Raw genomic sequence first — 12,433 nt, 5'->3', positions numbered from 1 at the left:
TCATACACCGATGGTCAATGCGTTAGAGATAGCCGTTGACCTACAGAAGCAAAGAAAAACCGTCGTAGTCGTAGAAAGGGGAAGGAAATCAAGGGTAGCACTCGCTTCGTCACCGGCTGGTAAATTCACCGCAAAAGAAGCGTTTACAGATGAGTTGAGGATTACCGCTGTTTTATGGAATTGTTACGATTGGCGCGTTCGGAGTCCCGGAAACGATTCCGGTTTCCCGGGAAGGGATTTAAGAAAGAAAAGAGATAAATATCGAATGGTAAATGTTGCAGAAGCGGATTACCGCCCTGCGCTGCCGAACGGAAACAAAGCCGAGGGCGTATGAGATTCCGTCATCAACCGCCCTAGTTCGGTGGCTTTCGCGGGGTGTTTGGCCGCCAGATTCGTGGTTTCGGCCGGGTCTTTTGCCAGGTCATAGAGTTCGACGGCCTGGGTGGTGTTCCCGGCGGCATTCAGTCGAACAGCCTTCCAGTTGCCCTGCCGAACGGCCTGTTTGCCCCCCTGTTCGTGAAATTCCCAGTAGAGATAGGCGTGTTTTTTTTGAGTGCCTTTTCCCGTCAGAGCAGGTACGAACGAAATCCCGTCGATGCCGGTGGGGGCTTTCGTTCCGGCCAGTTCGGCAAAGGTGGGCAGCAGATCCCAGAAGGCTCCCACGTGCTCATTTTGGGTGCCGGGTTTGATGGTGCCGGGCCAGCGGGCAATCATCGGTTCCCGGATGCCGCCTTCGTAGAGGTCGCGTTTGAAACCGCGAAAACCGCCCCCGCTGTTAAAGAAAACCGGGTCGGCGCCCCCTTCGCGGTGCGGGCCGTTGTCGCTGGAAAAAATAATGAGCGTGTTCTGGTCCAGGCCCTTTTCTTTCAAAGTCGCCAGAAGCTGACCGACGTATAGATCGAGCCGGGTGACCATCGCTGCGAACGTAGCCCGCGGATACGCCTGCGAGGCATAACCGCCGACGCTGGCATTGGGGCCATAATCGGCACCTTTGTAGGGTTTTTCGGCGAATTTTCCTTTGTAATACTGGAAAATGCTGTCATTGGGAACCAGCAGTTCGGCGTGGGGAAGAGTATAGGGCAGGAAGAGGAAAAAAGGCTTGTTCGGGTCGTTGTTTTTGACGAAGCCCAGCGCCTGTTGCTGAATCAGATCAGGGCCGTACTGGCTGGTTTTCAACAGGTTTTCATTTTCGGCCAGAACGATTTTTTGGCTGTTGTCCCAGAGGTGATTCGGATAATAACGGTGCGCCAGGCTCTGGCAGTTATAACCGTAGAAGCGGTCGAAGCCCTGTTGGTTGGGATCGCCTTCGGAACCGACTGGCCCCAGTCCCCATTTGCCAAAAGCGGCCGTCGTGTAACCCGCTTTCTTCAGAATTTCCGCCATCGTCACCACCGAATCGGCCAGGGGCTGCTGGCCCTCGGGGTCGACACCTTTGTTGCCCCGGATGTAAGTATGCCCGGTGTGGTGACCCGTCATGAGCGACGAACGGGAGGGCGCGCAAACCGACGTTCCCGCGTAAAACTGCGTAAACCGCACCCCTTCGGCCGCCAGCCGGTCGATGTTCGGGGTTTTGATCAGCTTCTGTCCGTTGACGCCCAGGTCGCCGTAGCCCAGGTCGTCGGCCAGAATGAAGATGATGTTGGGACGGGTTTGGGCCGTGACAAAAGCAGGCAGGGAAAACAGCAGAAAAAAGGAAACAAGCAGGGTACGCATGATCGAACGGTTAGGCGGCTTCTTCCTCCTAAAATCGATTCGACGTAAATCCTACTCACGATCCGGTATTTTGTGAGCAATCACCCGGATCATGAGCAGGATTTACGTCGTTTCTGCTTAGTTCGCCTGGTAGGCGGGTACCAGTTCGTTGCGGGCAAAGTCTTCGAAGGTCATCGGTGTGGTGTTGTCGGCATTGCGTTCAAAACCGCCCATCAGACCGCCATCGTTGACACGCTGGCAGAATTCCACGTAGTTATCGGCCATACTGGGGGTCAGACCTGACTGAATCATGCCCGCCCGCGCCTGGTCATACGAGAAAGCGGTCCAGACTAAATCCGGTTTTCCGAGAGCCCGGCCCACAATCTGCGCCACTTCATCGAAGGTCAGGTCACGCGGCCCGGCGACAAACCGGACGGTTTTGCCTTCAAAATCCAACGCCAGCAACTGGTGGGCGGCTACGGCGGCAATGTCGTCGGTGTGAACCAGCGCCAGCGGTGTATCGCCTTCGATGGGAAAACCCGCCAGCAAACCCGTTGCTTTCAGTAAACCGATGCTGCTGAAGAGGTTCTGGAAAAAGAAACCTGCCCGCAGATGAACGACCCGCAGATCTTCCACCGCATTGAGCTGGTTTTCCAGATAGGTCATGCCCTGAATCACCCCGTTCTGGTCGGGCAAATGCGCCCCGAAGCTGCTTAAACTAACTGCGTAGGGAACGTGATTGGCCCGAATGGCGGCTGTCAGGGCGTCGGCGACCCGTTTTTGATACCCCGTAAAATCGGACGCTGTAAAATTGGGGGGAATCATGGCGTAAACCGCCGTAGCACCCCGAAAAGCCTCGATCAGAAAATCCGGGTCTTCCAGACTTCCGATGGCCGCCTGGGCACCGCTGTCGATGAGTTCTTTCAAATGGTCGGCTGACCGACCGATGACTCTGACCGGTTTTCCGGCTTGTAGAAGTTGCCGGGCGATGGGCTTGCCCGTATGGCCGCTGGCTCCTGTGATGACGTACATAGCACTTAAGTTGATTACTTTTTAGAAATAAATCTTGCCAAAACTAGACTCGATAGTTTATATTTGTCAAGTAATCACTTTAATGTTTCTTAGTATCAAAATGGAAACCATAGTTGATAATGAGGTGCTTGAAAAAGTAAATAGTTTGGAAGATTTAGCGGCTTACGGGTTAACGAAGTGTCCGGTGACGCTCACCAGCCTGATCATTGGCGGAAAATGGAAGCCGGTTATTATTTACAATGTGTCGCGGGGGATCAACCGATTCGGCGAAATGCAGCGCGCCATGCCCGGTATCAGCAAGAAAATGCTGACGCAGGAGCTGCGGGATCTGGAGCGAAACGGAATTCTGAACCGGAAAATCTACGCCGAAATTCCGCCCCGGGTCGAATACAGTCTGACGGAACAGGGAAAAGCCACCCTGCCGGTTTTGCAGTCGATGGTGGATTGGGGGAAAGCGTATGCAAAGACGCTGGGATTGCACTAAGGCGGTTTTCGTGTGGTTCGAAAACCGCCCCGATCGAGAGAATTTATGGTTTGAGTACTTTCAAGGTTGCGGTTCGTGACCCGCTGGTGGCTCGCAGGAACAGCAGCCCTGCGGGTTGATGACCAAGGAACAACGTTTTTTGTTCTACGTTAGCGGCTGCTTCAACCGCCCAATCGGCCACGGCCCGGCCGTTCGCATCCGTCAGTTGCAGGCGCAGGGGGCGTCCCGCTGCGCCCCGGACTTCCACCCCGAGCGTCGGGCCGAAAACCGGGTTGCCCAACACGATCATTTCCAGATTTTCGGGTTGTTCGGCACCCTTCCGGGCGGGCAGGGGGCAGTTCAGGAGTTTTCCCGAGTTCTTCAATACAAACGTGCTGCCCTGCACCCGCGCCGAAATCAGATGCGGGCCGGTTCCTTTCAGTGTGACCGGAACTTCGAAGCGGTAGGCATGCGCCCCGTTGCCTTTCCCGGCATTCTTCAAATCATCCCGGTAGATGTTGGCGACGGTGCTGCCCCAGATTGTGTCGTCGGTGTAGAACTCCACCGTTACCGGCGTGTTGGGTTTATGGCGATCCCACACCCAGCCCCGGATCGTACCGCATTCGACTTTGTCCAGGTAGCCGTCGAAACTTCCTGTTATGGTGGTGGTTGACGCGGGATGAACGGTTAAAACAAAGCTCACGCTGTTGGTGGAACCGGGCACATCCGTGGCCGAATACGTCAGCAGGAAACTCCCCGGTTCGGTGGGTGTACCGCTGATCATTCGGTTTTCCGAACCCAGACTCAAACCCGCCGGTAAGCCGCTGAGGGCATACGTCAGGGGGCTGCTTTCGGGGTCGGTGAAGGCGGGAAGGGTGGCCGAGAAGGGGACGTTTTCCTGGGCGGTCAGGGGCGTTATCAGCAAAGTGGGCGAGGGCGGGACGGGGGGCTGGTTGCCCACCGGTTCGGTACTGTTCTGGCAGATGAGTGCCTTGGGCGAATTTTTGAGAACAAAATCGCTGCCCGTCACCCGGGCCGACAGGAGGTGGGGCAGGTTGTCTTTGAGCGATTCGGGAAGGACATACCGAAAAGCGTGTTGCCCATTGCCCTTGCCCGCGTCGAGCAAATCCGGACGAAAATCGCCCGCGGGCAGCGTTGCAATCACCGCATCACCATCCAGAATGTCGACGGAAACGACGGTATTGCTCTTGTCGCGATTCCAGGCCCAGCCCCGGAAACTTTCGCAGTCGGCGCCGTAAATATAACCGTCGAAACTGCCGCTCACCGGCGTCGGCAGTTCCCCCTGAAATTCAAAAGCGCCGATGTCGATGCGGCCGTCATTGAAGAAACGGGGATTTCCGGCCAGGTCCGTGGTGCCACTGGTTGTGGTGGTGCTGGTGGGGTCTCCGGCGTTGATGGCGGGCGAGCCGGGCGTGAGTTGCAGGTCGGGTTCACCAACAAAAGGCAGAACTGCGGTAGTCAGGTTGTTGGTTCCGCCGTAACCCGTGACTTCCGTATCGAACAGGCTGTAGGTACCGGTGATGGTAGAACCGTTTGAGTTAAAGAAGGTTTGAGAACCGCCGTTGTTCCAGACGATGCAGTTTTTAAAGGTAGTTCCACCCCCGGTTTGGTATGCGATACCTCCGCCCAGGGTTGCCGAGTTGCCCGAAAAGCTGCAGTTGGTGAAAAGCTGGATCGAGTAATTCACGGATATGCCTCCGCGTGATGCCGAATTGCCAACAAAGCTGCAGTTCGTAACGGTCGGGCTACCGCCATCGTTGGCGAGTACACCACTGTTACCGGTGGAGGTATTGTTGGTAAATTGACACCGGGTGATCACCGGGCTACAGGTGCCTCCGGCGTTGGTTCCGTTAAAAAGGCTCCCGCCGTTTCCGGCGGTATTCAGGGTAAAATGACAGTGGGTCAGCCTGGGGCGGCATTGGCTGCCCAGGTCGGCATAGTTATACACCGCTCCACCCGGCCCGTCCGAGATGCCCGCCGTATTGCTCATAAAATGGCAATCGATGAATTCCGGGCTGCAGATACCGCCCGAATTGGCCAGATTGTGTACCGCTCCGCCCGATTTGGCAGTATTGCCCACAAAGAAACAGTGACGAACCGTGGGACTGTCGTTGAGATTGGTCATTCCTCCGCCAACCCTATGAACGTCCTCAACGGCACTATCGGCATTGCCTGCTGTAATCACAAAACCGTCGAGCACGGCGCTGGTGGTCAGCGATCCGGAGAGATTGCTGACGACGTGGTAGGAATTGTCGGTGTTACCGGCTCCCCCGATTTCCCCACTGAGGGTGGTGCTGGAAGGGGTGGAAAGGCTGAGGGCGGGGCGTTCGCTCAACAGATTTTCGTCGCCCTCGAAACCGCCATACACCGCGACGTGGTTTCGCATGGAAAAACTGATGGTGCGGTCGGCGGAGCCGGTGGGTTTATAGAGACCGGCGGCCACCCAGACCTGAACGTCCGCATTGCCGTTGGTCTGGGAATAGGTGCTGGCGGCTTCAATGGCGGTCTGGAGCTGGGTGCCATCGAAGGCATTTTCCCAGGAAGAACCGTCTTTGGTAACGGCCCCTCCGCCTGGGGTAACGTAATAAATCTCCTGGCTGTAAACCGTCAGGCTGGTCAGGAACAGGCAGGCCAGGCATAGCAGACGACAACGATCCGGTTGGCAAAAAAGTAAAGAAGTTTTCATCAGAAAAATAGATTGAACGGAGTGAGGATATACGCTCCAAAATTCCGATTTTTTTCTGATAAATACCTGATACTGTAGCGACTACTATTGACCGTTCGATAAAAACCGGGTTTTGTTGCAGCGGGCCGATCGACCCGGTTTGCTACAATTTGCGGGTTAGACCGATGCGATTTGGCGGGCTGAATTCCGACCGAATTTGCTCTGGCTGTCGTAGGCCAGCCCCAGGCCAACGCTGGAGAGCTTGTTTTCGTCGGCAATGGCCGCATTCGGGAAAAGCCGCTTGAATTCGGTCTGAATCAGCGGTACTTCGGTGGAGCCGCCGGTCAGAATGACCAGGTCGATGTCCTGTTGCCGCACGCCGGCATTCTGCAAACATTCCGTGGCTGATGCCACAATTTTTTCAACTTCGCCCAAAATGGCCGTTTCAAACAGCGTCCGCCGGATCGGAATCACGAAATCCGTTTCCACAAAATCGAAAGGTGTGGCGTATTCGGCCTGGTCCGTCAGGGCAATTTTGGCACCTTCGGTAGCCGCCAGAACGGCGTGACCGGTTTCGTTTTCGAGAACACTCAAAAGCCGTTTGTACCGTTTTTTGTCGTGCGACTGAAACAGCAACTGCCGGGTTTGCATGATGAGTTTGGGCGTATAGAGGAAGTTGACCTTGCTCCATTCGGCCAGATCGTGAAACGGTTTCAGCGGAACTTCCAGTTGTTTGTCGCCATAGCGGCTCCGGTAACCCAGTTCGGGCATGATGGCGGCCAGGCTCAGGTCTTTGTCAAAATCGTTGCCCCCGACCCGCACCCCGGTGTTGGCTAAAATGTCCGACGAACGATCCGTTTTCCGGACGGATTGACTGGATAACCGGATCACCGTAAAATCGGAGGTTCCACCGCCCAGATCGGCTACAATCGCCAGCTTCTCGCCCGTAAGCCGGGCTTCGTGGGCAAAGGCGGCCGCGATGGGTTCAAACTGGAATTCGACGTTTTTGAAGCCAATCCGCAATGCAATTTCTTTCAGTTCGGCCTGCGCCTGGGCATCCGATTCGGGCGAATGATCGACAAAATGAACGGGTCGGCCCATCACCACATTTTCAATTTCCTGACCCGCCACGGCATCCGCTTTTTCCTTCATTTTTTTCAGAAAAGATGCGATGATGCTGGAGAAATTCATGGTGGTGCCGTTCACCACGGTGCCGTGTTTCATCAGGGGCGTTCCCAAAACCCGTTTCAGACTCCGCATGAAGCGGCCCTGCTGACGGTCGAAAAACAGATTGACCGCGGTTCGGCCATAAAACGCCTTGTTGTCGGCGCGCTGAAAGAAAATAGCACTCGGAATGGTTACGTGCGTCTGTTCAACCGGTACGAGGCTGATTTCGCCATCGTTGGCAAGGGCAATGCTGGAGTTGGAGGTACCAAAGTCGATTCCGCAAGAGAGTGTTGTCATCCCGGATTTAGCTCAAAATGTAGCCCGCAAAAGCCTTTCACCGTCAGGAAAAGAGCCTGAACGAAGCAGGAAAGCAGGGCTGTGATTGGATAAAGGGGCGCAAAGGTACGAGTAAACTTTTTAAAATTTCCGCAAACGATGATTTTTATGAAGCGAGTTTACGGCTTACGTCGCGGAAAGGAAGCCCGCCGGGCTGGCGTGCAGACCTTTTTTGGCGTGCTTCCAGCGTTGCTCAACGGATGGAAAACGACGGTTAAAAGTGAGGGGCACTGGGAAAAGCAACTTCTGCGACTTTCGGGAAACTGGCCGACGCCGACGGTTCGCTCTGCGCTTTTGTCAGGGTGACAGTGACGGTTGTTCCGTTGTTTTCTTCGCTCTGAATGTCCAGATGTCCTCCGTGTATTTCCACAAATTGCCGGGTGATGACCAGGCCCAGGCCGGTTCCCGGAATGCCGGTGGTGTTGCTGGCCCGGAAGAAGCCCTGGAACAGCATCGAAAGATCTTTGGCCGGTATGCCGATGCCCCGGTCGATGACCTGCAAAACAAGGCTGTCTTTTCTGAACTGGATGCGCAGGTGCGGATCGACTTTTGAAAATTTAAAAGCATTCGACAGCAGATTGACAATCACATGGTTCATCAGTTTTTCGTCCAGATACGCCGGATAAGGTGTTCCCTCGACCAGCACCTGGACAACCCGCTCATCGCTTCGCTGCCGAAAATGGGTGGCAATAATTTCCATGCAGACTGCGATGACATCGACCCAGCGGGGCTTGAAACTGACTTTTCCAGCCTCAATGCTACCGATGGTCAGCAGATCGCTGAGCAGTTCGCTCACGCGTTCGACCTCTTTTTCAATGACCTTCAAATGTTTTCGGATGGCGGGTTGAGCGGTGGTTGCCGGACTGTCCAGGTAGAGCCGGACCAGATCGACGCTGGATTGAATGGTGGTCAGGGGCGTCCGGAACTCGTGCGAGGCCGTGCTGACAAACTGCGACTTGAGTTGATTCAGTTCCTGCTCCCGTTCCAGCGATTTCAGCAGCACGATCTCTTTTTCTTTCTGGCTGGAGATGTCATTGACGATGCCAATGTAGCGTATCGGAAGGCCCCGGTCGTCTTTCATGACGAAGGTTCGAACGTGAAGCCAGCAGATTTCCTGGTGGGTACCCAGCACCCGGCACTGGAGCGTCACTTCCTGGCCCTGCCGGTATTTTTTAAATTCGGATTTGACCAGCGCCCGGTCTTCTTCCAGAATGGTATTCAGAAACGACGCCGTGTGGGGCGACGAACTGCCAAATACACGTTCGTACGCCGGGTTGATGTACAGCAATTGGAATGGTTCGACGGAATGAATCCAGAAAACCTCATCGACGTTTTCGGCAATTTCCCGAAACCGCTGTTCACTCTCCCGAAGGGCTTCTTCGGCCAGTTTTCGCTCCGTAACGTCCCAGGCAATGCCAATGGCCCGGACCGGATGGCCCTGGTGATCCCGGACCACCAGCCCGTCCTGTTCCAGATACATGATGGCCCCATCCGGTTTTATAATCCGGCAGACGTTCGAGAAACGATCGTCTTGGGTATTCTGGTGTTTTCCATGCCGGGTTCCTTCCAGAAAAGCAGGCAGATCGTCCGGATGGACCATCTGAATGAATTTCTGAAAAGTCCAGTCGGTCCGGCCTGGTTTCATTCCAAAAATCGTCCAGAGGTGATCATCCCAGATCAACCGGTTATTGACCAGGTCGTCCTCCCAAATTCCCTGACCGGCGGCCTGCGTCGCCAACTGGAGCCGCTGGTTGAGGTTTCGCAACTGGGTTTCGGCGGCTTTTAGCGCCGAAATATCAGTGCAGATGCCCACGTAGCCCACGACTGTGCCATCCTGCTCTTTTAAGGTAGTGGTGACGAGTAAAATCGGTACCTGTCGGCCATCTTTTCCGACCGCAATGCATTCCTGGTATGAGTAGTCCTTGTTTTTCAGGGCCACCTGAAAGAGATCGGCAGGGACACCGTCCGAATCTTTCAACTCGTAGGTAATAAAGGGGAGGGGGGTGTCGGGCGGGCCGGGGTAGATCTTCGGAACCCGGCCAATGAGTTCATGGTTTTGATAGCCCAGTAATTTTTCGGCGGCCTGGTTCGCCGTCTGAACAACCCCGTTGATGTCGGTAGAAACGATGGCCTGACCGGCGTGTTGCAGCACCGCCTGGTGCAGGGCCGACAACTGCCCGATCTCCCGCGTACGTTCTTCCACCCGCTGTTCGAGGTGTTCGTTCTGTTGCTTCAGTTCTTTATCAGCCAGTTGCTGATTCAGCACAAATGCCAATTGGCTGGCTACTTCCTGGGCAATCTGCAGGTGTTCTTCCGTGAAAAAATGAGGAACCGTCGACACGAGGGTGAATGCGCCGATGCATACCTGACGGCGGTAGAGCGGGAGGATTACCAGCGAGCGGAAACCCCGTTCATACAGGTCAAGTCCCGGCGGAAAACCGTCGTCGTCAGGTTGCAAATCGGGCAGGTACTGAACGCGGCTCGACAATTGGAACAAATTCGTGATAAAATGGCTTGAAAAGGCCAGACCGGGGTTTACCTCCAGCACGCCTTCGGCCAGCCGGTATTCGGCCACGGCCAGACCCGTGGTTTCATGGAAACGAAAAATGGTTAGCCGTTCACAGGGGACGAGTGCATTGATGTGGTGTAGGGCAGTCAGCAGGGGTGACTGTTCGATCGGTTGGTGGCTCAGGAGCGCCCGGTCGATCGTATGAAGACCCTGTAGACGCTGATTCGCCCGGCGAATGGCCGACTCCTGGTGCTGACGGTGCTGGGCATTTACGACGAGGGTACTGAAAGTCTGGAGCAAATGAACATCGTTTTCGTCCCAGACTTTGGGTTTATCAATGGCGTAAAAACCGATGAAACCCTGTGTTTTATCATCCAGAACCAGGGGGACCGCAATCATCGACCGAATGGCAATGGAATCGAAAATGGCTTTTTCTTCTGCTGCCTCGGGAGGCAGTTTGTCGGTGGTCAACTGAAGTACCTGCCGGTTTTCTAACCGGGCGTGGAGCCAGGCAAAAACGGCTCGCGGCAAATTTTGAAACCGGTGGCTGCTGGACATAATGCCCGGTCCGCACCATTCGTGCGAACAACTCCCCCGCTGCTGATCGTCTGAATACCGGAAAATCGCGGCCCGGTCGGCACCGTTAAAACGACTGATCTGTTCCAGCGCGTCGGTGATGCAGGCATCGAGTTCAAAGCCGTCGAGGGTGATGAACTGACTCGAAATCGCCGAAATGATGGATTCCATGGACAGCCGTCGCTGGAGTTCCAGTTCGGCGGTTTTTTGCTCCGTAATATCCTGAACTTCAGCTAAAAACTGGTCTTCAATGGGCGTGAGGGTAATGTGAACCCAAACGTTCAGGTTGGTATTCTGATAGTGTTCATCGAGTTGCTGAGGATGCCCCGACTGGAGAAACGACACCAGTCGCTCCAGCCGCCAATGGGCATCGGCCGTTGGCCAGCACCCGCTGACGGTTTTTCCGGTTATTTCCTCGACCGATAGCCCGGCTATCTGGGCGAACGCCGTATTGACCAGTCGGCAACGAAAATCGGTTATGGCCCGGTGTTCATTGCGAATCGGCTCCAGAATGGCAACACCCTGCTGCGAACGATTGAACCAATACTGCAAAAGCTTTTCCACATCAGACCGGGTTTAGGAGGAGCGGGTTAGCTATTCGGTCAGCCACTTTTTAAACGAATTGTACCGCGCTCTGGGCAGGATGGCTTCCAGAGGTTGACCATTGATCAGCAGAAACAGACAATATTTGCCATTTTCCCAATATGCGTATTTCTGGACGGTTTTCCGATGAATAATGCTGTTTCGATTGGCCCTGAAAAAAAGGCTCGGGTCCAGTTCGGTCGCTAACTTCTCAAATGGGACATGAATTTGAAACGTGCCCAGCAGGTGTCGTACAAAATTCTTTTTGTTCCGAATGAAAAAATACAGACAGTCCTCAGTTTGGAGCACCATATGCCCCCGTTCATCGTGCCCCTGAATGGTTTTCATAAACAGAGTCGGCGGGGGAGCTTTCTGTTTCTGTTGCTGCCGTTTGAGTCGGCTCTCGATGGCGGCCACCAGTTCTTTCATACCAAAAGGTTTGGCAAGGTAGTCATCCGCCCCCAGCGTCATGCCCCGGCGCAGGTCGGCCATATCGGCTTTTGCGGTCAGGAAAATAAACGGAACATGGGCTAAATTCGGGTTGGTACGGATCGATTCCAAAACCTTGTAGCCATCCAGTTTCGGCATCATAATATCGCACAGAATTACATCCGGGGGCTGCTGAATGGCCTCGGCGATGCCTCCCTGGCCGTTGGCAGCGGCTGTCACTTCATAGCCCCGCATGACCAGCATTTCCTGTAAGTTTTTCCGGATTTGTGCTTCATCTTCGATGACCAATACGTGAATCGGCATTTTCAAACGGGTTACATTTCAAAATAGGGCTCAGAGAAATCGTAATTTTTAGGTTTGCATTCGTGGCACTACCGGGATGAAAAAGGCAGGATTTCGCTTGACGATCAAACGATTGGCTTATAAATTCTGAATAAAAAGCGTAGAATAGTGATTCAATGATAAGTTTTTCGTACCATTTCTCCAACTTTTTAACCGCATCTTTGTGTCTGTTTGTAATAAATGGTAACATGGCTTTTTAAGCCGTATCATTCGATCTCCTTACTTTACCCACGCAGATTTTGCCTGAATCGATGAAAGACGAATCGTTATCGCCCGAGGGGACTTATGCCATCCGGTTCGATGTTTTTGAAGTTCGAATGAGCCACTGGGTCGAAGTGCCGGGCATCTTCCGGGTGGCGGACGACTTGTTGCTTTTCGACTTGCGGGGCGATGTCTGGAGTGCCGGGCCGGTTACGTGGCTCAGTGATTCGGTCGTTCAACTGACGGTTCGCCGGTATCCGGGTTGGGTTTCCTGCGAGTTGGTGCTCGACCTTCGGGCCGGAAAAGGGGAGGCCATCTGCGGCCCCGACCGTTTTGAAGGCGCCTTGCCAGCCCTGGAAAACTGGGTACGCCGGCATTGACCGGATCACGGTATCCC

At 54.5% G+C, this 12,433-nt stretch carries 8 protein-coding genes; 2 read left to right on the top strand and 6 right to left on the bottom strand.

Annotated features, from left to right (window positions below):
* Positions 1–288 precede the first annotated feature (288 nt).
* Both FH871_RS20470 and FH871_RS20465 read right to left on the bottom strand, forming a co-directional pair.
* On the bottom strand, positions 289–1,713 hold the full coding sequence (locus FH871_RS20470) for an arylsulfatase (protein WP_138993226.1): 1,425 nt from the start codon (positions 1,711–1,713) through the stop codon (positions 289–291).
* Positions 1,714–1,830: 117 nt separating this feature from the next.
* Entirely contained in the window at positions 1,831–2,724 is an 894-nt protein-coding gene (locus tag FH871_RS20465) for an NmrA family NAD(P)-binding protein (RefSeq protein ID WP_138993225.1), read from the bottom strand.
* A gap of 100 nt (positions 2,725–2,824) precedes the next feature.
* On the opposite strand from FH871_RS20465, the gene FH871_RS20460 reads away from it, so the two are divergent.
* Positions 2,825–3,208 (top strand): helix-turn-helix domain-containing protein, encoded by a 384-nt coding sequence (locus tag FH871_RS20460; RefSeq protein ID WP_138993224.1) that lies wholly within the window; start codon positions 2,825–2,827, stop codon positions 3,206–3,208.
* A 43-nt stretch (positions 3,209–3,251) separates the two neighbouring features.
* Here the strand turns inward: FH871_RS20460 and FH871_RS20455 are convergent, their stop codons facing one another.
* The 4 genes from FH871_RS20455 to FH871_RS20440 form a co-directional block, all read right to left on the bottom strand.
* On the bottom strand, positions 3,252–5,894 hold the full coding sequence (locus FH871_RS20455; protein WP_138993223.1) for a putative Ig domain-containing protein: 2,643 nt from the start codon (positions 5,892–5,894) through the stop codon (positions 3,252–3,254).
* 156 nt (positions 5,895–6,050) lie between these two features.
* Positions 6,051–7,337: an Hsp70 family protein gene (locus FH871_RS20450; protein WP_138993222.1), complete on the bottom strand. Its 1,287-nt coding sequence runs from the start codon at positions 7,335–7,337 to the stop codon at positions 6,051–6,053.
* Positions 7,338–7,590: 253 nt separating this feature from the next.
* Positions 7,591–11,025 carry a PAS domain S-box protein gene (locus FH871_RS20445; RefSeq protein WP_138993221.1) on the bottom strand — a complete coding sequence of 1,145 codons (3,435 nt, stop codon included), beginning with the start codon at positions 11,023–11,025 and terminating at the stop codon, positions 7,591–7,593.
* Between the two features lie 30 nt (positions 11,026–11,055).
* Positions 11,056–11,796 carry a response regulator gene (locus tag FH871_RS20440; RefSeq protein ID WP_138993220.1) on the bottom strand — a complete coding sequence of 247 codons (741 nt, stop codon included), beginning with the start codon at positions 11,794–11,796 and terminating at the stop codon, positions 11,056–11,058.
* Between the two features lie 290 nt (positions 11,797–12,086).
* Between FH871_RS20440 and FH871_RS20435 the strand changes: the two genes are divergently transcribed.
* The gene (locus tag FH871_RS20435) at positions 12,087–12,416 is read left to right on the top strand and encodes a hypothetical protein (protein WP_138993219.1); all 330 of its coding nucleotides are present in this window, start codon (positions 12,087–12,089) and stop codon (positions 12,414–12,416) included.
* Positions 12,417–12,433 lie beyond the last annotated feature (17 nt).

This window comes from Larkinella sp. C7, assembly GCF_006149005.1.
Taxonomy (GTDB): Bacteria; Bacteroidota; Bacteroidia; order Cytophagales; family Spirosomataceae; genus Larkinella.
This window is presented reverse-complemented; position numbering and strand designations above follow the sequence as displayed.